We start from the raw sequence: 21,727 nt of genomic DNA, 5'->3' as shown, positions 1-21,727 counted from the left end.
CTGTAGATTGATATAGTACTCTGACTGAATTCGTAATCTGAAGGAGAGATGCAATGCATCCCCCGGTGTCCGGCCGCTCCCGCTACGAGCTGCGGGAAGTCCTCGGACGTGGCGGCATGGGCGTTGTCTACAAAGCGTACGACACGCTCATGCACCGCGAGGTGGCCCTAAAAACCATTCTCGACGTTCAGAGCAAAGCGGCTCTGGACCTGTTCTACCGCGAGTGGGGCCTCCAGGCCTCCATTACGCATCCGAACATTGCCGAGATCTACGACATCGGTGAGATGCAGCATGAGGGCGCGGTGCGGCCCTACTTCGTCATGCCGCTCCTGCCCGGCACCACCCTCACGGAGCTCATCCGGACTTCCAGCGCCCGGCTCACCATCGATCGTGCCCTCGGCATCCTCACTCAGGTCTGCCGCGGCCTCCAGGCTGCCCACGACCGTGGCCTGATCCACCGCGACCTTAAGCCCAGCAACGTCTTCGTCCTCGAGGATGATTCGGTGCGGATCATCGACTTCGGCATCGCTCACGTTGAGACTTCCGCCCAGACCAGCGTACGCGGAACCCTGGCCTACATGGCGCCGGAATTGCTCCAGATGAAGCCCGCCAGCGTCGCCAGCGACATCTTCGCCCTCGGTGTTCTCAGTTACGAATCGCTCACCCGCCGCCGCCCGTTTGAAGGCAACAGCGACGCGGAACTCTCCCGCGCCATTCTTTACAGTAGTCCGCCACCCATCTCGGAACTCGTCCAGGGTGTGCCGCTGAACGTCTCCCGCACCATCCACAAAGCGATGGCCAAACAGCCCTGGCACCGCTATGCCAGTGCCCGCGAATTCGGCGAGACGCTCACCAAGGCCCAGCGCGGGGAGCCCATCGATTTCTTCGATTCAGCCAAGGTCCTGCCGCGCGTCGAGCGCGCTTCCCGCGCCTTCGAACGCGGCGAATACCAGGTCGCCACCGAAATCCTCAACGAACTGGAGTGCGAAGGTCACATCGAGCAGGAGATCCTCCTCCTGCGCCGGCAGGTGGAACAAACCCAACGCCAATTGACCGTCCGGGGCTTCCTGGAAAGTGCCCGCCGCTTCGCCGAGGAGGAAGAGTTCGCCCTTTCTCTGCGGAAAGTGCAGGAGGCGCTTGACCTCGATCCCGAAAACACGGACGCTCAGGCGCTCCGCAATGAGGTCGAGAAGCAGCGCCGCGCCCGGAAGATTGAAGAATGGGCCGCGCTGGCCAAGAAGCACCTCGAGAACAATGCCTTCACCCACGCCCGCACCGCCCTCCAAAGCCTGCTGGAACTTCGACCAAACGAACCCAACGCCCTGGCCCTGCTGGCCGAGATCCAGCGCAAGGAGCAGGAGTTTGAGAAAGTCCGCCAGGAAAAGAGCAGGTTGGTCGCCAGCGCACGCGACGCTTGGCAGCGCGGCGAAGTCACCAGCGCCCTGACAAACCTGGAGAAGTGGGTCAACCTCGACGGCCAGGCGCCCGAAACCGACGCCGAGCGCATGCTCGCCCTGCAGAACTTCTACAAACAGGTGCGAGGCGAGCACGAAGCACTCAAGAACTCCTACGATAAAGCCCGCCATCTGCTCTCGGAAGGCGACCATGCCGGATCGCTCGCCATCTGCAACCAGTACCTGGCCAAGTATCCCGGCCACGCCCTGTTTCAGGCTCTCAAGTTCGACGTGGAAGAGCGCCAGAGGCAGAATCTCTCCGCCTACATCGCGGAGACCGATCGCCGCGTCGACAATGAGGCCGATCTCGACCGCCGCGTCGCCGTTCTCGAAGAAGCCCTCCGCCAGCATCCCGGCGAAAGCCACTTTGAACGCGCCCTCAAACTGACCCGGGACAAGCGTGACCTCGTTTCCAGCGTCGCCTCGCGGGCCCGCCTCCATGAGGACGAAGGAAGATTCGGCGAAGCTCTCGACCAGTGGGAGGTATTGCGGGCAATCCATGCCTCGTTCCCCGGTCTGGAGTATGAGATTGACCGCGTTCAGAAGCGCCGCGACTCGCAGGCCCTGGTCGATGCCCGCTCCGGCTGGATTCGACAGATCGACCGCCACATCGAGGCGCGGGACTTCCCCAAAGCGGCCGCCTCCGCCTCCCAGGCGCTCGCCGAGTTCCCGGGCGATCAGGAACTCATTGAACTCCGCAAAATGGCGGATGAGAAACATGCCCAGGTCGGCCTCGCGGTCTCATTGCTGGAACAGGGCAGGGCAGCGGCCGCCGAAGGGCAGCCGGAAGCAGCGCTGGATCTGCTGCGGCGGGCGTACCAGACCGATCGTGACAACCCCATGATCCGGTCCGCATTAGTCAATTCCCTGGCTTTGCGAGCCAAGAACGTGGCCGACACGGACCCCGGCAGCGCCGACGAACTCGTCGGGCAGATTCTGCAGATCGATCCCGGCCACACGATCGGACTGAACCTGCGCGCGTTACGCGCCGACAAGAAGAAGGAAGAGTTCATCGGTTGGTGCACCGCCCAGGCTCGCAAGCTCCAGGCGGCGGGCGACCTCGAAGGCGCCATTGTTATCGTGCAGGAGGGCTTGTCGAAGTATCCGAATGACGCCCGCCTGAATCAGCTCTACACCACGCTCGACCGCACACAAAGCGGCGTCCGCAAAGTACCCCAACCGCCGCCGCTGCCCGCACCGCCGCCTCCGGCCGCCTCAACCCCGGGCCCGCCGCCGTCCATCGTGCCGCCCAAACCGGCGCAGCCGCCAATTGTTCCCCAGCCGCCCACCCGCGTGCCCACCGTGGCGCCCCCGGTCATACCGCCGCCACCCGGCCCCATTGGCAACGTGCCCCCGCATCAGCCGGTGCAGCCTCCTCCCCTCGTCGTGCCACAGCCCCCTGCACCGCTACCCGTACCGCCTCAAACCTCAGTCAAGGTACCGCCGCCGCCCGCACCTTCCCCCGTGCCGGGGGTTCCCCCGGTTGTCCCTGTAACGGAGCGCCCCTCCGCCAGTAAGCCCATTGTCCCGGGCGTGCCCGGCATGGCGCCGCCGGCTGCCATGCCCCCCGCATCGCCCCCGCCTGTACTCGTATCCCAGGCTCCGCCGCCACCGCCAGCTAAGCCGTCCTCACTAGCGACCCTCGTCAATGGTTCAAAGGCCATACGCTACGGCTTGGTTGGCGCCGCCGCCCTCATTCTCATCGCCAGCGTTTTTGCCATCTTCAAGAAAGCGCAGCCCGTGGGGCCCGTGTTGGTGAAGGTGGAAGTCCGTACCACGCCGCAGGGCGCCAGAATCGCCATCAGTGACAAGGATCGCGGGGTCTCCAACCTCAAGCTGGATCTGTCGCCCGGCGAATACCGCGCAGCCGCTGAACTGGAAGGCTACCAGCCCACATTCAGTACTTTTACCGTCCGTCCTGGCGCGCCAATCGTCGTTGACTTGACACTGCAGCCATGGAAACCCGCTGTCCGCGTTGTGAGTGAAGCGGAGGTCACCCAGGCCACTCTTTCCGGGCAGACCATGAACCCCGGCGCACCCGGCGAGTTTGCGGTCGATTCTCTGGGAGAAGGCTCTTATCAGTTGCGAATCGTATCGCCTAAGGGCGAAGTCAGCGCAGGCATCCAGCTCTCGCCTCGCTCCGTGGCCACCCTGGCTGGGCCCATTCAGGTGAAGGATCTGGGTCTGATGCTGGTGAATCAGTACCTTGACCGAGTCGTCATCTACTACAGCGATGCCACCAGCAAGGTCAGCCTGGATGGTCAACCGGCTCAACCGGTGCCGGTGGATGGACTTTCGATCACTGGCGTTAAGCCCGGAGCCCACACGGTCAACGTCGAAGTCGGAGCCACCACTCGAACTCTGACGTTCACGATGGCGCAAACCCCAATCGTTCAGGCCTTTGTTCTCGGCAAGGCCGAGGCAGACATGGGTACGATTCTGGTGAAGGCGGGCGAAGATAACGTCAATGTCACCATCAACGGCTACCCGCACTACCTGAAGACCCGCCAGGGGCAGGTTCGCCTGGTCAGTATCAAACCCGGAAGTTACAAACTGGCCATCTCGAAAGACGGATTCGAAGTGCCGCCCCCTCAGAATGTGGAGGTCAAGAAGGGCGAAGAGGCCGTCGTCGAATTCAAGATGAAGCAGATCGCCCGCCTGGCCACAGTCAAGATTCAGGGATCCCCGGGCGCCCAGCTTTTCATTGATGGCCAAGCCGCCGGTTCCCTGGCCCCGGATGGCAGTTTTTCCGTGGACGTGGCGCCGGGCAACCATAGCTTTGAATTGCACCGTGGCGCTGCCAAGTCCAAACCCGTCAGCCGGGATTTCAAATCTGGTGAAACTGTACAGGTTACCGTGGAACTGCCTGCACAGCAGGTCAATGGAACCGTCCGTTTCGACATCACCCCCTCCGACGCCGCGCTGACCATCCGCCGCGCGAACGAACCCGAATCGCAGGCTCGTCCCGTGACCCAGAATCCCCTGTCGCTGCCGGAAGGCTCCTACATCGTTTTCGCATCTTCACCCAGGCACACGTCCTCGGTTGTGAACCTCAACGTACAGAACGGCGTGAGCCAGACGCTGACCCTAGCCCTGCGTACGCTGGAAGACCGCCAACCCAAGAAACCGGCCGAAACCCATGGATTGGGTGACTTCGACGATCCCAATGGCTGGTCCAATGACGGGGAGTGGAATGTCCGCAAAGGCGGCAAGAATGTAACTTACCGTCTCCCGAACACGGCTGGAGTGTTCCAGTTCCAGATCCAGCAGCGCAAGGGCAAGCGTCTGCAATGGTTCCTGCACTACACCGACGCCCGCAACCACGTCCTCTTCCGCCTGGACAAAACCAGCTTCTCGCGCGTCCTTGTGGCGAACGGCAAATCCACCGATCAAACCCGGATCGAGCATCACATTCAGGACACAGGGATCTTTGAAGTTCGCATTACGGTCGATTCCGACCGCATTGTCCACGAGCTAAAGAACGGCGATCGCTGGGTGGTGGTGGACTCTTATAATGACAAAGCGTCTGACCTGGCGGCGGGTAAGTTTGGATTCTACGTGCCGGAGAGTCTCATCCCCGGTCATGACGAATATGCGGTGAAGAAATTCACCATGGTCACCAAGGCCCGCTGAGTAGTCGCTCAGTCGGTGCCGCACGACGCAGGGAAGATCAGGCAAAGCAGGCGCCGGGCCACGGGCATCCGCCTGGCCTTCCCGGCTCGGGCCCGTGTCTCGCTGTCCTGGATCTGTGCGCCGCTCTCTCTCATCCGGTTCAATAACTTGCGGCCCACGTCATCCACTTCCGTGATTCCGCTGATGTCCACAACCAGATCTTTCTTGCCCAGTATCGACTGCGCTGTCAGCCAGCTACACTCCAACTGGCGGGCCGACCGTTCATCCAGATGGCCTCGTAATTGGAATCGAAAACAGGCGCGTTCGTCGTGTTGATAGATCGTCAGCGCTTCCATGGCTTACAGATTTAGACGCGTTCACCTTCAGGGACGTTGCAATTCGTCTGCGAATCGTCAGACGGGCATTCTCTATCGAACCAGTGGGCTTTGGTGGGTCGAGTGGCTTCTATTCCAGCGGGCTGTCCAGCTCTTCGCTGGCGCTTGCCGCCAGCACTGGTCGCTGCCTCCGCTTCCAGTGGGAGCTGAATCCCTGGTAAGCGAGATAGTACAGATTGCCGCGGATGATGGCGTGGCGATTCTCCAGGATGAACCGGCGCAACAGCCGTGCTGAGGGCCGGATTCGCTCAGCCGGAACCTGGGATGCGGCCGTCAGGCCCACCGTGGGGGTGCAGGTTTTAAGCCGCACAACCGCCATCCGCCCGTCCGTGGAAATCCGGCCATATGGTTCGTCCGAGAAGTCCGGCCGCTCCACCAGGTCTTCGTCCTCCACGCAGCCGGCGAAGTTCAGATCCTCCACCACTTTGCGCCGCTCTTTGTCAATATAGGGGTCGATGCGGTGAGTGTAGGACATGCCGGCGGCCCGCACCTGGATTCCCGTATCGTGCGTGGCGGCGGCCACCCACACTTCGCGGCCCTCAAAGGGTTCCGGCTGCTTCCACACCCGGATATGATGGCGCTTGGCGATGGTATTGAGCGACCGCTGGAAAACGAGGTCCGGCGGACGCCCCTGCAACTGCAACAGCGATACAGGTGCTGTGGGGTACTTGTCCTGCGTGGTCATTGCCTTATAGGCCCGCAGCACCGTTTGCGGAGCCATCGTGTCGGCGGTATGCCAGCCTGACTTCTCAAAAGCCTGCTCCAGGTCCTCGCGAGATCCGATAAACAGCAGATTCGTAATATCCGCCGACTTGCCGCTGGTCCCCCGCGTCGTCAGCAACGGCTGCGCTGCCGCCAGGGAGACCAGTTCAGCCGGAGGCCTCGGCAACAGCGACGCCGGAACCGCGGGCATGGGCTGGAATCTATTCCTTGTCGTCAAGACCAGGTCGGAGCCCGCCGGCAGGTGGATTTCCGGCTCCGGAAAACGCACCAGCAGCATCCGCAGGGCCGCGATGCCGGGCGCCATGGCGGGGTGAAAGTTGGATTGGAGCCAAGTGAAATGGGCGATTCCAGAAAACCCGATGGAGGCCCGGCCGAACATCGTCAGGTCCGGGCGGCGCCACATGCCCAGCAGCAGGCCGGGCGGCCCGCTGGTCGCCAGAATCCCCTTGATGCGGCCGTTTTCCAAAACCTGCTCACGGGCGTTGTCCACCTCAGTCAGGCGCGCGGAGAAGGCCTGCTTCTCCCCGCCTGGCGGCTGCCACTGTAGAAATTCCAGTTGCATGGACGCCCGCTCATGGATGAAGCCGCGCCCCACCTTCGTCGTCTTCGCAACACGCCCAAACACGATACTGTTGCGAGGCATCAGCATCCGCCCGTCCTGCTCTACCGGAGCCACCACGATGGCCTGGAACTCATCTCCCGGTTTGGAAGAGAAACTGGACAGGGGCGAAAGAAGCCGGACTGTCACCACAGTACCCGAATTTGTAGGAAGGGTATTGAATGCGCCCGCAGTCGCCAGTTCCGGCGTCAGCAGCAACACCCAGACCAGAACAGCGGCGGCCCTACAGGCCAGGAACGTGAATATACTAATCACGGCTGATTCTCCGGCTGATGCCAATCGCAATCATTGTCAGGACAATGCTGGCGGCGCCGTCCACCGCGTAGTGGTAGCGCCCGTACACGGTGGCGGTAGTAATGAGGACCGCCAGGATCAATAGAAACCGGCTCAGCCAGGGCTTTTCCGGCAGCGCATAGCGCATGCTCAAGGCGCACGAAAAGGCCGTCGCCACATGGCCGCTGGGGAAAACGCCGGTGCGAATGTCGCCCCAGGAAAGGACCCATAGATTGAACCGCCGGAAAACCGTATCGACGGCGGGCAAGTCCATGTTTGGGAATTCAATGCGAGGAGAAGCCGACGGGAAGAATGGCAGCAGGGCGTAGACCAGCAGCGTGCTGAGCAGATAGGGGAAGAGGAATTCGTCCACACGCCGCCGCTGGCGATATAGGTAGAGCGCGGCGATCGACAATGGAGGAATTGAGTAGAGCAGGGAGTATGCGAGCTCCAACAAGGAGGGAATCACCCGTCCCTGGCTCTCGATCAGGCTTCGCAGTGACCAGCCATACAATACTGTTCTGTCCCACGTCAGCCAACTGGATTCCAAGCCACGCAAAGTGTGGGACGAGGTGAACCAGTCCATCTGCCAGTAAGCCAGCAGGACCAACGGAGCCGGGGCCCAATCCCGGGCGATATCGGCCGCTTTTCGCCCGCTCGAAGCGGCTGCGTAACCCAATGCCAGCACGATGACAGGCGCCGCATACGAAACGAACCGCCGGGCCGGAGTCAATTCGAAACGGGTGGCGAGCACCGCGGTGTAGAGGAAGAACAGGACTAGCAGCCATTCCGTGGGACGAATGGACGCAAGCATGTCGCTCCAGATGCCTGGAGCGGCGTTAGCTCCGCCCGATTCTGAGAGGCTGCGCCGGCCGGCCTCGTTCATCCCAATTTCTGGTTGCATCGCCGAACTGCTTGGCTCTTGCCCATGCTCAACAGCCCTTAACCCGTTACGAGGTTGGGGAACAGACTATTCAGCGTACTCTATCAGAGCGCATGCCCCAATGGGGTAGTTTTTCGCTCCCCTTAGTCAAATTTAACGATGTCCAGTACTGGCTGGTACTCCTCCTGAACGCTGTTCTTCGTCCCTGTTTTCAGGGGTACACCTGTCAACAGATGGCCTCCTTTGGACGCACTTAGGCCATTCCGTTCGGGCGTCCCGGGTCCGGATTGCTGTATTGTTGGAATAAGGCGATGCGCCTCCAATCGAGACACGCGCCGCCCTCCCCGAATTGAGCACAGCGAATGCCGAGAAACCTTGAAGAAGTTGCCAAACTGGCAGGGGTCTCCACCTCCACCGTCTCCCGAGTGCTGAACAACGTCAGTGTGGTGAAAACATCCACCCGCACGCGCGTCCTGAAGGCGGTGGCGCAGCTCAACTATCATCCGAATCTCCATGCCCGCACGCTGGCCGGCGGCAAAAGCCGCACCATCGGCATGATCGCCTCCAACATGGAGAATCCCTTTTTCTTCGACGTGTTCAAGGCGTTGGAAGCGAGCGCTCAAGCCAGTGGATATGAAGTCGTGGTGGCCAATACCGATTACGATCCCGAGCACCTCGTGAGCAGTATTCGCCTGATGATCGGCCGCCGCGTGGCGGGCCTCGCCGTCATCGTCTCCGAAATGGATCAGGAACTGATTCAGGAATTGGCCCAGTCGCAGATTCCCTGCGTGTTCTATGACGTTGGTTCCGCGCGCCGCAACATCACCAACATTCGAGTGGACTACCGCAAAGGCGTCGAACGCATCGTCGAGTACTTGTACGATTTGGGCCATCGAAGCCTGGCCTTCGTCGGCCACCACTCGGGTCTGGGGCCCACCAGCGAACGCGAAAAGGCTTTCGTCGCTTCGGTTTCCCGCCACGGCAACGATGTCGAATGGCGTACTGTGGTCGACCGCGACGGTTTGGATGGCGGGCGCAATGCAACCCGCGAACTGTTGGATGGCGGCTTTCAGCCCAGCGCCATCATCTGCGTCAACGACTTCATGGCTGTCGGAGTCCTGCGGGAATTGCGCGAACGCGGGCTCGCTGTGCCCGGCGACGTGTCAGTCACCGGTTTCGACAACATTAAGCTCTCTGAATACAGCGCGCCGCCGTTGACCACGGCACATATTCCGCGAGCGAGGATCGGCGAATTGGCCTTCACGGCTCTAATGCAGAATGAGGAGCCGGCGGTGGCCAGCGGACGGGAAGTGGTGATAGAACCGGAACTCGTCCTAAGAGGCTCCACCGGTCCCGCGGGACGTGGCGCCGCCAGGCGCAAAGTCTCCTGACCGGCCCTGCTGCGGGGCAGTTACTGGATGTTGGCCTTCAGAATGCGCAGGCTACGCAAAGCTTCGCGCGCGACTGCTGGATCTTCGTCCTTCGTGAGCGCTTCCAGCGGCGCAATGGCGTCTGGCGTCTTGGTACCCGACAACACTTCCGCGATGCCGATCTTCTCTTCCTGCGTGGATGTGGGCTGAATCGCGGCGATGATCGCTTTGCGAGCGGCCACCTGTTTCAGTGCCAGTTCGCTGAGAAAAGGCAGCGCCACATTGCGCCAGGCGCGCTGATTGAGGTTATTGATCAGGAACCCGAGCGGCTCCAGGCTCCCCGTCTCGGTATCGCCCAGCATCGCCAGCGCGAACGCCTGGCTCAACCGGGGCGAGGCTTTCTTCTCACCGGACCACGCCTTCACAAGCAGCGGCTTGTCTTCCGGAGTCATCAACCGGCCCAGGCCTTCCGCCGCGCCACCACGCACGTCATCGTCCTTGTCGCCCAACAATTCAACGAACAGGGGATGATTGGCCGGTTCCGGGATCTGTGCCAGCGCGACTACGGCCGCGCGCCGCACTTTCTTGCTCTTCGTGTTGTCCAGGACACGCTTCAGCTCCGGGATAGCCTCCCGCGGCCCCAGGATACCCGCCGTCTCAATCGCCGCCAGTTGAACTTTCTCGTCCAGATCTCGAATCAGGAAAACCACGGACCGCCCCGCCGACTGGTCGCGAATCTTCTGGATTGCGATCAACGACTCATACATCAGCCGGCTGTCCTTCGAGCGCAAGGCACCGGTCAGCGCCGGCAGGCCCGCCTTAGCCCTCAGAATCCCCATAGCCCGGGCTGCATTGGCTCGCGAATCCATGGACGACCCACCCGACACGAGCCGCGAAAGAGCATCCGTGATCTCGCTGCGGATCGGCGTGTCCGGGGCGATCGCTTCGTCGTTGCCGTCGACCCACTTGCCCGCCACCATGTCACCAGCGCGCCGCAAAGTGGCGGAAATGCCGTGATCCACATAGCCGGGCAGGTAGAAGTTCACCAGCCCGTCCGTGGCTCGAATCTGCACTTCCGGGTCATTATCCCCACATACTTCCGCCAGCGGCTCCAGGCTCCGCTGCGTGCCAATCTCGACAACCGCCTTCACCGCCTCGCGACGCACCTCTGCATCGATGTCCTTGAAATAGGGCGTGATCTTCGGGATGGCGGTGGAGCCCTGCTTGGCGTATTCGCGAAGCCCCTTGATCTTCAGCTTATTCGCGTCCTTGTCCTGCCAGGCGAAGGAAGGAGCGCAGATCACAAGCAGCCCCGCGCCGAGCAGCTTCACTGACAAACTGACGGGAAATTGCATTGGAAATAAAGCAGTTAACGAACGAACTCCACTTGGACCCGGTTCGGAATCAGGCCCGCCTCGAACCCCAGGTCCAGCAGCTTCTGTGCCGCCTTGGGAATAATCTCGCCGGCATCCACCGTGTAGTGGTTGACGTACATGCCGACGAACTTCTCTGCCAGGGCCGGCTCCATGTCACGGGCGAACTGCATCGCGTAGTTCAAAGACTCTTCGTGATTGTCCAGCGCGTAAGTGATGCTGTCCCGCATCAGGCGGCTGCACTCGGTCCTGATGTCGTCCGGCAGCTTCCGCAGCAAGGCATTGGCGCCCAGGGGCAGCGGCAGGCCATAGGTGGACTTGAACCATTTCCCGAGATCGGTGATGTGGTGGAAGCCGCCCTTGGAGTAGGTCAGCTGGGCTTCGTGGATCACCAGGGCTACATCGACAGTCCGCTCGCGCAGCGCGTCCAGCACCTTGTCGAACGGCACGACCACCGCTTCAAAATCGGGCTCCATGATCTTCAGCGTCAGATACGCCGTGGTCAGTTTGCCGGGGATTGCGACCCGCTTCCCCTTGATCTCGTCGATGCTCATCGGCGCATTGGAGACGAGCATCGGGCCGTAACCGTCACCAATGGACGAGCCACTGGCCAGCAGCATGTACTTATCGGCAACGTAGGGATAGGCGTGATAAGAGATCGCCGTCAGGTCGTACACCCCCTCCATCGCCTTCCTGTTGAGCGACTCGATATCTTCCAGCACGTGGCGGAACTGAACCAGACGCGAGCGGATTTTGCGCGTTGCCAGCGCGTAGAACATGAACGCGTCGTCAGAGTCCGGGCTGTGCGCGCAAACGATTTCCAGCGGAGAAGAAGGCTGCATAGAGGGAGAAACCTTAAATATACCAGACGGGGTCCCCCCTGGCAGTTCTCAGTCAGATCAAAAACACCGGCATTACTGTCCGGCCAATGCTTTGAGCTCCGGGTGGACCAGTTGCATCAGTTGCACAAGTTCCTGGTTTGCTGCGGCCGCGGCAGTCAGGTCGCCCGCCTTCGCGAGTTGTTCTACACGCAGGGCGCAGGCCCTCGCACGCTCGGCCCCAAACTGCGCCAGCAAGCCCTTCAATTGATGGGCCGCGCCGAGGATGATATCTACTTTCGACTGATCAAATCCTGATTGCACAGTACCCATAAGCAATGGGTACTCCTCCAGAAAGAGGCCGGCTAACTCGGCCAGAAGCTCCGCGTCGCCTCCGACGCGATCCAATGCTGATTCCTGATCTAGTTCTTTCATTTGTGATTCCCGTTCCACTGTGGGGGGCTCTCTTTCACTTTCGCGCTTTGAGGGCGGATTGCCAAGTGCAAGCGCCTCTATCTTGCGAATGAGCTCCAGCATTCGAATCGGCTTGCTCAGATATGCATCCATGCCAACCTCCAGGCAAAGCTCGTCGTAGCCGGGCATGGCATGTGCTGTCATAGCGATAATCGGTAGATGGACGCTGGTCAGGGCCTCCTCCTCGCGGATTCGCCGCGTTGCTTCAAGTCCATCCAAATCAGGCATTTGCACGTCCATCAGGACTATATCGAAATGGCCCGTGCGGGCCGCCTCCACCGCCTCTCTTCCTGTACCTACCAGCTCTGTCCGGTATCCCGCCTGCTCCAGCATCCTCACCACCAGCCGCTGATTCACCGCATTGTCCTCAGCAACCAGAATCCGGAAGGCCCGGCTGCCTTTCGGCAGTATGAGGTCCGAAACTGGTGCTGGCGGATGCTGTGCAGGATGCGGCGCATCGGCCACCAACGGAAAACCGACCGTGAAGGCGAAGGTGCTGCCAGCCCCCTTGATTCCGGTGACAAAAATACGCCCGCCCATCAGGCTGACCAACTGATCGGAAATCGACAGGCCCAAACCGGTGCCGCCGCGCAGCCTCGTACTCGAATGGTCACTCTGTACGAAAGCGTCAAATATTGCGGAGCGGCTCCCCTCGTCGATTCCGATGCCCGTGTCTTCGACCACGAAACGCAATAGCGCCACGGCGCCTGGGGCGGCCAACCGCTCAACTCGCAGCCGCACCGTGCCGCCGTCGGTGAACTTGAGGGCGTTGCCCACCAGGTTGATCAGCACCTGCCGCAGCCGCCCGCTGTCGCCGATCAGCCGCTCCGGGACATCCTCGGTAATCTGCCAGGCGACATCCAAGCCGCGCGACGCCCCGCGGTGCACCAGCGGCCGCATCAGGTTCTCCACCAGGCGCCGCAGCTCGAACACATCCGGCCGCAACTCAATGCGGCCCGACTCGGCCTTGGACAGGTCAAGCAGGTCGTCCACCAGGCTCAGCAGCGACTCAGTCGAGAGCCTGACCAGTTGCAGATACTCCCTTTGCTCCTCTGTCAGGTTGGTGGCCAGTGCCAGTTCCGTCATACCAAGGATTCCGTTCATTGGAGTACGGATTTCGTGGCTGACGTTCGCCAGAAACGTGGTCTTGGCCGCGCTTGCCGTCTCCGCGCTCAGCGCCACTTCCTTGGCCCACTGGGTGGTGCTCTCCAGAAATTCATTCGCGGCGCGCAGTTCCTGTTCCACCCGCACTCGTCCGGAGATATCCCGCAGCACCATCAGCAACAGCGTGGGCTGCCCCGGCCGGTCGAGAAAGGAGTTCGTAATCTCCAGCCACAGGCGCCGTCCAGAGGAAAGCTCAAACTCCCTCACCACCGCGGATTCCAGCGAACGCGCCCGGAATGCCTCCTGGAAGCGCAGTAGTTCCTCGTCCTCGTGACCCGGCCATTCCCGCCAGGCATGAGTGAAGAGCCGGCCCTCCAGTTCCTCTCTCGACCGCTCCGCCAGGCGGCTGAACGCCGGATTCGCTGCAAAAATCGCGCCCGATTCCTCCACGAACACCATGGCATCCCCCGCGCTGTCCCAGATAAGCTGGAATTCCAGCGCCGCCTCGTGCCGCCGCCGTTCCGCCTCCAGTTGCAGGGTCAGGTCGGTGGCCGTGACGACCACAAACTCCGGAACGCCCTCCTCGTTGCGCAAAAGTGACGCGGACCACGAGATCTGCACCGTTCCAGACGTCTTGTGGCGTAGCGTGGCCAGGCCGAATTGCGGACTGCCTCCCGCCGCCAGTCGACCAAGGCAGGCCTTCGCGCTGGCCCGGTTCCCCGGCGCGATCAGGTTGGCCACGGCTTCCGGTGCCCTCAGTTCCGACTCGTGGTAGCCCGTCAGCCGCTCGCAGGCCCTGTTCCACCGCACCAGGCCGCCCTGCATGTCCAGCACGGCGATGAGTGCGCTGGTGGAGTCGAGGACCACGCGAGTAAAGTCACGCTCCCGCGCCAGCGCGAGTTCGATCCGCTTCTGGCTGGAAATATCCTGCCCGACGCCCAGCAGAACCCGGCCCCAGTATGGCGAGTCCATCAACGTCTTCGTCAGCAGCAGGGTGCGCCCAGGCGGCGGTCCGTCTCCGTCCACTTCCGTCTCAACCTGCAGCGATTCGATCGCACCCTCGAACACCCGCCGGTCCTCCGTCTGGATGGCGGAAGCCTTGTCTCCTGGTACGAAATCGATATCTGTCCGCCCGACAATTCCCTCCAGGGTTCGATTCACGCCACGCCTCACCAGCGCATTTGCAAAGACAAATCGCGATGCATTGTCCTTGACGAATACCCAAAGCGGCAGCGCATCCAGGAACCGCTGGAGTTCCGTCCGGACCGCCAGTTCCGTGCGCTCACGCTGGTCGCGCAGCCATCGCCGCCGCAGCATCCAGCCGATGCCGCAGGCCAGCACAATGCCGGCTGTCACAATTAAGAAGATCGCGGGACCTTCAAATCTCAATCGAATGCCTCCCCCAATTCGCCACGTCCGCCACGCTCAGAACTTCAGGTATGGGCCATGTTACAACACCTATCATGTTCTCTTCGTCGGTAAGTGGGGCATTTTCGATTCGTCGTCCTGCCCGGTTTCTGCTGGACGTTCCGGAGCTGGACGGTCATGCGAACCCCGTTCTGGTCGTAGCCCTGCACGGCTACGCGATGAACCCTACGGAAATGTTGGGATTCACCCGGAGTTTACTTGGGCCATCCCCAGTGATCGCCGCGTTGGAAGGGCCGAATTCCATATTTCTCGGTAAGGATCCGCGCGCAACACGCTCCGGTTTTCACTGGGGTACGCGGGAGACGGTCGATTTTCACATCGACGTTCATCATCAAATGGTCCAGGGCATGATCGACCAGCTCGCCAACCAGTTCCCGGCCACCCGGCCGAGGCGCCTGCTGCTCGGCTACTCCCAATCGGTTGGCTTGAACTACCGGTTTGTCGCCCGGAATCCGGCAGTCTTCCAAGGCGTGGTCGCCCTGTGCGGTGGAATTCCAGGAAACTGGGATGCCGATGGAGCTGAGCCGGTTGAATCCGCCATCTTCCATCTGGCCAGGACCGAAGACGAGTTCTTCCCCGCCGCCGAAGCGCCCGCTGTGGAAGCCCGGTTGCGCAGGCGCGCCGCTGATGTCACTTTCCACATGGAGCCCGGCCGCCATCGATTTCCGCTGAAGGCGTCGGCGCCTGTACGCGCCTGGGTCGAACGGGTCTTCCCGCCGCAATCGGTGGGTGTGGAGATGTAGGTCTCCAGTCCTATCTGGCGGCCTTGCGGAGTTCCAGTATCGGGACGGTGCGGTTTGATTCGCTGGTACGGGATACTCCGGCAAATCAGGCAGGCATACTCAATTCAACAGAGAATACAATTTCTCCTCCAAACCTTGGCCGGCCTTCAACCTCCTCCGAAGGCCGGCCACGATCATTTCGGGAAACCGGCGCTCAGTAGCCGCCCGGCCACGGTACGTGAAAATGCGTGGTCAGAAGTTCGGGCTGCAACATCAGTTCCGCTATGCCCGCTGAGGGCAATGGGTTGCCGATGAGGTAACCCTGTACCATGTCACAGCGCGCGGCCCGCACCAGTTCCAGTTCCCCTTCCGTCTCCACCCCTTCGGCCACCACTTCCAGTCCGCGATGGTGCGCCAGCACCGTGATGGTATGCACCACCGGCAGGCTGCCCGACGGTTTCGTAATCTCGCTGACAAATGTGCGGTCGACTTTGACTACATCCAGCGGCAGCCGGTGAAGATAGGTCAGAGGCGAATATCCTACGCCGAAGTCGTCAATTGCGATACGCACACCCTCGGCGCGCAATTCCCGCATACGTGCGGCCGATTCTTCAATGTCCCGCAGGATGGTGCCTTCCGTGATCTCAAGTTCCAGCGCATCTCCGTTCAGGCCGGTGTCGCGCAGGACGCCCCGCACCATATCGACAAACCCCGGACAGGCAAATTGAAGTGGAGAGACATTCACCGCCACCCGCGGAACGGCCAATCCAGCCTGCCGCCACGCCATCATCTGGCGGCATGACGATTCCAGCACCCAGGCGCCGATCGGCGCGATCACCCCAATCTCTTCCGCCAGGCGAATAAATGTTTCCGTCTGTACGCGCCCCAACTCCGGATGATTCCAGACCAGCAGCGCCTCCAGGCCGCGCAGCTTTCCGTCGCGGTCGACCTGCGGCTGATATCGCAGCGAGAGCTCGTTGTTCTCCAGCGCCCGCCGCAGCGCCCCCTCCATCTGATATCGCTCCTCGGGGCGCAGGCCGTTCGGATTGGTCGCCCGTTCCAATACCCCGCCGCCGCGTGCCTTCGCCCGCGCTACCGCCAGGGAAGCCCTCCGCAACAGCATGGCCGCCGACCCGCCATCTTCCGGATACAGACTCAGGCCCAGGCTCGCGGAGGCGAAGATCTCGCGCTGGTCGAGCGCGATGGGTGGTTCGAGAATATTGAGGATCGCTGCGCCGCTCAGCATGGCCGCCCGCTCTTCCAGTCCTGGCAGCACGATGGCAAACTCGTCGCCACCCAACCGCGCCAGCGATCCGTTGGCTGGCAACCATCGCGACAGCCGGTCCGCCACTTCTCTTAGAATTCGATCGCCGGCATCATAGCCGAGCAGGTCGTTGATGTGCCGGAAGCGGTCGATACCCAGGACACAGACGCCCACTGCCTGTTCCGGCCGCTCATGGATCCTTCGTTCCAGGACTTCCTCCAGGGCTCCGCCCCGGACCAACCCTGTCAATGTATCTATCTCCACAGGGTTGCGTTCCTGCACCTGCTTTGTTGCTGCGTTAGCGGGCATGGGACTATTCTTAGCCAATTCGGGTAGTTTTCCTACGGAAAAATGCAGCTAAATGACTGACAATTGTCCCACTTTTCCTATCCGGACTAGGCGGGTGGCTTCTGCCTGTGCCAGTCCGTCCGGGACTGCGTATGATGCGCTGCCTGCAATAGGGAATTCTCGCAATTTGCCTTTGCAATCAAGCACATAGACTCGGAACTGCCCTCGCCGGATGGTCCCGGCAACACAAGTACCGGTAGCCCGGCGAGATCGGCCGCCGCCATATGACCAGACAAACCATCCCGTCGTCCAGGCGTACTAGGACCCCCGCCTCCCGGCAATTCGTCCCGCTGCGCCCGCCCGGTGGCTGCAACCAGCAGATCCAATGGCGCAATCAACTCGTTCATGGCCGACTGAATTTGCCGCCGCACCCGGGCGGCTGTCAGGTATTGGACCGCGCTCAATTCCATTCCGGCCCGCAGTCCTTCCGCCTGGCCATGATCGGAAAGTCGGTCGACCGTACCTGCGGCAATGAGGTCCGCGAAGGTGGCCGAACTTTCTGCCGCCAGGATCGTGCGTGCAGCGGAATCGAAGGGCAGGTCCGGCCATCGAATCTCCACCAGCGTTGCACCCGCTTGTTTCAGTACGTCAAGCACAGCGCGCAGGGGCGCCGCGGAAGGTCCCTCGAATTCAGCCGGCGCGAATCCGATCTTCATATCCGATACCGGCTTCTCGTACTGCAGCGCGAAGTGGAACGACTGCCCGCTGGATCCTGCGTCCCGATCGTCGCCGCCCGCCACGGCGTGCAGAACGTGACCGCAATCTTCGGCCGAGCGAGCCATAATCGCGATCCGGTCGAGCGTCCACGAGACTGGCATGGCTCCAAAACGGCTCACCAGCCCGTAGGTCGGCTTGATAAATGTTAACCGGCTGGCGCTCGCCGGTAGCAGCAGTGCCCCGCCGGCCTCGACCCCCAGCGCATAGGGCGTCAATCCGCTGGCCACCGCCTCGGCAGCGGGGCTGGCCGTTCCTGGAGTCAGGCTCCCCGCTCCGCCCAGTTCCAGCGCCGTGGTCTTGGCGGCCAGGATGGCGCCCGTTTTGCCCAACTTGTCCACCACGGCCGCGTTCTCTTTGAACACCTGCTTGGCAAAAATGGAGGAGCCCCACGTAGTAGGCTGTCCAGCGACGCTGAGAGAGTCTTCCACGCTGAATGGCACGCCCTGCAACGCGCCGCGGGTCCGGCCGCGCTTCAGTTCCCGGTCCACATCCCGGGCCTGGCGGTGCGCCGCATCTTTCAGTGACAGCGCCAGAGTGGGCGGGCCCTTCGATTCCATGCGTTCACTGAAGGCGCGCGCCAGTTCGACGGCCGTGAAGTCCTTCCTGATGAGCCGCTGATTCAATTCGACGGCGGTTGCGAAGAAAACTTCAGGTGGAATCGAAGCCATGGCATCAGGGTTGAAAGCGGAAGGCCGGCGCGCAGTCGCGCGGAAGTTTCACTTTCGCCAGTTCCTCGGCGTCCTGGCGCAGAATCTGCCTGCGGTCGGCACGGGCCGGCTGTTGCGCGGCCGAGTTCAAGGGCAGGGCCGGCAGCCCGAGGATCAGGGCCAGTGAGCGCCGGGACAGCTTCAAATCCTTGCGCATCAGTGCGCCGCCTTGTGATTCTGATGGTTCGTAATCGCCTGCTGCTCGGCCAGCGCTTCGATGGCGGCGCGTTCCATTACAGCCTTTGGGGCGCTTTCGCCCGTAAACAGCGTGAACTGCCGGGCCGCTTGCTCCAGGAACATCTCGAGCCCGTGAATGACTGCCTTGCCCTGGCTCGCGGCACGCCGCAGTAGTTCCGTCTCATGCGGCGTATAGACCAGGTCGAATACCAGATCCGCCGGGATCGTGTCCTCGAAGAAACAGGTCTCCGTATGCGGCCACATTCCGAGTGGCGTCGCGTGGATCAGAGCGTCAAAGTGCCTTTGCTTGGCCTGCTCCGGCAGCAGCGCCTCGGCATCGCAGATTTTGGCCAGCGCCCGGACCCGGTCCGGATTCCGCCCCGTAATTGCCAGCTTCGCTCCAGCGTCTGACAGCGTAAACGCGGCCGACCGGGCTGTTCCGCCATTGCCCACCACCAACACCGACGACTTGGCCACACGGATCCGCTTCTCCAGCGGCACGCGGATCCCCTCGGCGTCCGTGTTCGTACCCCGCCACTTGCCGGCCTTCTTGTAGACCGTGTTGATTGCGCCAATCCGCTTCGAAAGCGGATCCACGGCGTCCAGATACCGCAGCACCCGCTGCTTGTGCGGGATCGTCACACTGAAACCGGTCAGCGGGAGCTTATCGGCCAGGACGAAGAAGTCTTTCAACTGGAGCGGGGAAACCAGGAAGGGGAGGTATAGCCCGGCAATCCGCCGAGCCTGCAGCGCACGGTTGTGGACCGCCGGCGAAATACTGTGCCGTACCGGATCCGCAATCACGCCAAACAGCTTCGGCGCCTTGAGTGTCTTGTCCACTCGGTACAGATTGCGCAGCGTCCGTGCGGAGACCTGTCCCGCTGCCGTACCCTCCACCGCCGACGGCGCCGCATAGGTATAAACCCCGCCCATAAACGGCGAGAGAACGCGCGTCGGAAAGCCTGTCTCGCTCATCGCCAGCAGGATCACCGGTACTTTGGGGTACGATTTCGCCAACGACAACACTCGCAGGTTGTCGGACGGTTTCCTGGCCGTGGTGACAATCTTGTAGGCCGCGGCCGGCACCTTCAACATCCGCCGCATGACGGGATCCATGGCCGGGGTGCCTTCGAAGTTGTGATAACTGACGATCACCTGGGCACGGCCTTCCAGCAGGCTCATGTGCGCCATCGGAGTCTCGGCGCTCTCGATCTCAACATCCACCGCGCGGGCGCCGGCATCCACCGCCGCGGCCAGAATCCGGAACTCCTCCTCGATGCTGCCGTTGAACCGCCCGTGGTTCTGGTGCCTGCGGCAGGTGGCCAGCAGGAAGGCATCGGGATAGAGGTTCATGAACTGCCGGATCACGGCCATGCCGTCCTGCGGGCGGTGCAGGTAATCGAGCCTGAATTCAAGGAAGCGTTCGCCGGCATCGGCTTCCTTGCGCGCATGCTCCAGCAGCTTTTCGGGGTCGGCCAGACCCAGGGCAATGCAGATGCGCGGAAGAGAAGAAGGAGAAGGCATTGTTACGATTTACTTCGATTGAAGTGAGGATATCATTTGACCCGCCCCCGCCGTGGGTTAGTTCGTGGGGGGAGGCTCGCCGTTACCGGCCGCCTGCTGCGCCTCGAGCCGTGCGCGCCATTCCGCCAGAAGCGCAATTGGATCCGCAACATGCAGGCGATCCGCGCCGGCGGCACAGGCTGCCAGCGCTTCGTCGACCGTTGCGACACCGCTCGAAACCTTCATCCGGCAGACGTCCTTCAGGATCCGCTTCCCCAACGGTAGGTCGGCTGCCGCCAGGCTCACAAATGTGACCTCGCAGCGCTTGCAGATCTTCATGGCAATCACCTTGAGATCTTCCGTCAAACGCTCGTGGTCCACGATCACTTTCAGCAGCACGCCCGCTTCCAGGCACGACCGGCCCATCTGCAGCAGTTCGGTCTCCACGTGCTGGAACTGCCGGGAAAGCAGCTTGCCCAGGTTGGGGACGGTCTCAATCTCTTTCGCTCCGCGCCGGATCAGGTCGCGCGCTTCGTACAGCTTGACGCCCGTCGTCTGGCCGCCCTCGGGATAGCCTGCCGTGGACGCGGGCAGAATCGGAGAGCCCGCCAGCATCCGCACCGCGAAATCCAAATCGGAAGGCCGGACAGTCACGCAGGCCACGCCCGCCGACTGGCCCCGCTGGATTCCGTCGGCTACTTCTTCATCCGTAAACTCGGGGCGCAATACTGCGTACTCCAGGCGCTGCGCCAAGTCTTCATATGTCTTGAACTCGACCGCAGGCTCGGTAGCTGGATTCATTTGGATCTCCCGGTGCAACGACTCGGGCGGAGACTCATCACTTCTTCCGGGTCGAACTCCGCGGAGTCGAACTCAGGCCCAGATCCTTCAGCTCGGCGCGGGCCCGGGTGGCTGCGTCAGAATTCGGGTTGGCCGCAATGATCGCCCGGAACTCCTTCTCGGCGTCGGACCGGCTGCCCAGCCGCAGCAACGTGCGGCCCTTCATCAGGTGCGCATCGTTCGTCTTGGTGTTCTTCGTGTACGCCACCAGCACTTTGTCGAACGCCGGCAGGGCTTCTTCATACTTCTTCTGGTTGTACAGGATCTCGCCGATGTGGAACTGCGCGCTGGAGGCAAAATCCGTATCGCCATACCACGCCAGGTAGTCGTTGAATTCCTTGAGCGCCAGGTCATAGTTGCCGCCCGACTTGTCCCGGAATGCGTCCTGGTACAAGCTCTGGGCGGACATGCCGGGCGGCGGCCCGGACGAGGACGGCGCCATCGTGCCTCCAGCCGCGGGAGGCGGAGGCGGGGCCTGCATCGTCTTGATCGTATTCTCGAGATCCACCATCCGCTGGTCCAGTTTCCCGATGCGGGTATTGATCTCCGCCACGGTTTCCCGGATGTAGCCGAAGTCGTTCGCAAGGCTGTCAACCTTGCCGCTGACACCCGACAGCGGACCATTCATCTGCTTCTCCAGCCGGTCTTTCAATCCGCTGTCGAGGACCGTAAGCGCGCGGCTCGTACCGGCGAGCTGATCCTGGATTGCCTTCAAGGTCGCTTCAATACCGGACAGCCGGTCGCTCTGCGACTTCGCATTGGTGCGGACCTCTTCCTGCAGAAGAGCCAGGTCGCGTCCCAGTTCGACAATTTCCTTCTTCTGGGCAAACGAAGCGAACGGCAACGCTAGAACAAGCACGGAAGCAATTGCGGTGATTCTCATGGACGATCCTTTCTCATTTGACACCCCGCCCGGCGGCAGG

The 21,727-nt window shown here is 61.9% G+C and carries 15 protein-coding genes; 3 read left to right on the top strand and 12 right to left on the bottom strand.

All coding sequences use genetic code 11. The features are described from left to right. Window positions 1-53: 53 nt before the first annotated feature. The gene (locus tag ACR9Y2_RS38770) at window positions 54-5,087 is read left to right on the top strand and encodes a protein kinase domain-containing protein (RefSeq protein ID WP_435047291.1); all 5,034 of its coding nucleotides are present in this window, start codon (window positions 54-56) and stop codon (window positions 5,085-5,087) included. Between the two features lie 8 nt (window positions 5,088-5,095). Here the strand turns inward: ACR9Y2_RS38770 and ACR9Y2_RS38765 are convergent, their stop codons facing one another. From ACR9Y2_RS38765 to ACR9Y2_RS38755, 3 genes are all read right to left on the bottom strand, one after another. Further along, window positions 5,096-5,422 carry a hypothetical protein gene (locus ACR9Y2_RS38765; protein WP_435047290.1) on the bottom strand — a complete coding sequence of 109 codons (327 nt, stop codon included), beginning with the start codon at window positions 5,420-5,422 and terminating at the stop codon, window positions 5,096-5,098. Window positions 5,423-5,531: 109 nt separating this feature from the next. Then, window positions 5,532-7,058, bottom strand: coding sequence for an LssY C-terminal domain-containing protein (locus tag ACR9Y2_RS38760; protein ID WP_435047289.1), 1,527 nt, complete (start codon window positions 7,056-7,058; stop codon window positions 5,532-5,534). Beyond that, window positions 7,051-7,980 carry a phosphatase PAP2 family protein gene (locus ACR9Y2_RS38755; protein ID WP_435047288.1) on the bottom strand — a complete coding sequence of 310 codons (930 nt, stop codon included), beginning with the start codon at window positions 7,978-7,980 and terminating at the stop codon, window positions 7,051-7,053. Before ACR9Y2_RS38755 ends, ACR9Y2_RS38760 begins: the two co-directional genes overlap by 8 nt. A gap of 341 nt (window positions 7,981-8,321) precedes the next feature. On the opposite strand from ACR9Y2_RS38755, the gene ACR9Y2_RS38750 reads away from it, so the two are divergent. Next, the gene (locus tag ACR9Y2_RS38750; RefSeq protein WP_435047287.1) at window positions 8,322-9,350 is read left to right on the top strand and encodes a LacI family DNA-binding transcriptional regulator; all 1,029 of its coding nucleotides are present in this window, start codon (window positions 8,322-8,324) and stop codon (window positions 9,348-9,350) included. 20 nt (window positions 9,351-9,370) lie between these two features. Here ACR9Y2_RS38750 and ACR9Y2_RS38745 read toward each other — a convergent pair whose 3' ends face one another. The 3 genes from ACR9Y2_RS38745 to ACR9Y2_RS38735 form a co-directional block, all read right to left on the bottom strand. Then, entirely contained in the window at window positions 9,371-10,684 is a 1,314-nt protein-coding gene (locus tag ACR9Y2_RS38745; RefSeq protein ID WP_435047286.1) for a HEAT repeat domain-containing protein, read from the bottom strand. A gap of 14 nt (window positions 10,685-10,698) precedes the next feature. Further along, window positions 10,699-11,544 (bottom strand): MqnA/MqnD/SBP family protein, encoded by an 846-nt coding sequence (locus tag ACR9Y2_RS38740; RefSeq protein ID WP_435047285.1) that lies wholly within the window; start codon window positions 11,542-11,544, stop codon window positions 10,699-10,701. Between the two features lie 72 nt (window positions 11,545-11,616). Next, window positions 11,617-14,487, bottom strand: coding sequence for a PAS domain S-box protein (locus tag ACR9Y2_RS38735; RefSeq protein WP_435047284.1), 2,871 nt, complete (start codon window positions 14,485-14,487; stop codon window positions 11,617-11,619). A 74-nt stretch (window positions 14,488-14,561) separates the two neighbouring features. Between ACR9Y2_RS38735 and ACR9Y2_RS38730 the strand changes: the two genes are divergently transcribed. Further along, the gene (locus ACR9Y2_RS38730; protein ID WP_435047283.1) at window positions 14,562-15,269 is read left to right on the top strand and encodes an alpha/beta hydrolase; all 708 of its coding nucleotides are present in this window, start codon (window positions 14,562-14,564) and stop codon (window positions 15,267-15,269) included. Window positions 15,270-15,462: 193 nt separating this feature from the next. Here the strand turns inward: ACR9Y2_RS38730 and ACR9Y2_RS38725 are convergent, their stop codons facing one another. From ACR9Y2_RS38725 to ACR9Y2_RS38700, 6 genes are all read right to left on the bottom strand, one after another. Continuing rightward, the gene (locus ACR9Y2_RS38725) at window positions 15,463-16,821 is read right to left on the bottom strand and encodes a putative bifunctional diguanylate cyclase/phosphodiesterase (protein WP_435047282.1); all 1,359 of its coding nucleotides are present in this window, start codon (window positions 16,819-16,821) and stop codon (window positions 15,463-15,465) included. Window positions 16,822-16,907: 86 nt separating this feature from the next. Continuing rightward, window positions 16,908-18,245, bottom strand: coding sequence for an amidase (locus ACR9Y2_RS38720; protein ID WP_435047281.1), 1,338 nt, complete (start codon window positions 18,243-18,245; stop codon window positions 16,908-16,910). Between the two features lie 4 nt (window positions 18,246-18,249). Continuing rightward, window positions 18,250-18,441, bottom strand: coding sequence for a hypothetical protein (locus ACR9Y2_RS38715; protein ID WP_435047280.1), 192 nt, complete (start codon window positions 18,439-18,441; stop codon window positions 18,250-18,252). Continuing rightward, window positions 18,441-19,985 (bottom strand): shikimate dehydrogenase, encoded by a 1,545-nt coding sequence (gene aroE / locus ACR9Y2_RS38710; protein WP_435047279.1) that lies wholly within the window; start codon window positions 19,983-19,985, stop codon window positions 18,441-18,443. The genes ACR9Y2_RS38715 and aroE overlap by 1 nt, the downstream gene beginning before the upstream one ends. Before the next feature lie 57 nt (window positions 19,986-20,042). Continuing rightward, window positions 20,043-20,765: a hypothetical protein gene (locus ACR9Y2_RS38705; RefSeq protein WP_435047278.1), complete on the bottom strand. Its 723-nt coding sequence runs from the start codon at window positions 20,763-20,765 to the stop codon at window positions 20,043-20,045. 37 nt (window positions 20,766-20,802) lie between these two features. After that, window positions 20,803-21,687: a tetratricopeptide repeat protein gene (locus ACR9Y2_RS38700; protein WP_435047277.1), complete on the bottom strand. Its 885-nt coding sequence runs from the start codon at window positions 21,685-21,687 to the stop codon at window positions 20,803-20,805. Window positions 21,688-21,727 lie beyond the last annotated feature (40 nt).

The sequence above is a fragment of the Paludibaculum fermentans genome (assembly GCF_051172195.1).
GTDB lineage: Bacteria > Acidobacteriota > Terriglobia > Bryobacterales > Bryobacteraceae > Paludibaculum > Paludibaculum fermentans_A.
Note: the sequence above shows the minus strand (reverse complement) of the source record. Positions and strands in the feature narration are given on the sequence as shown.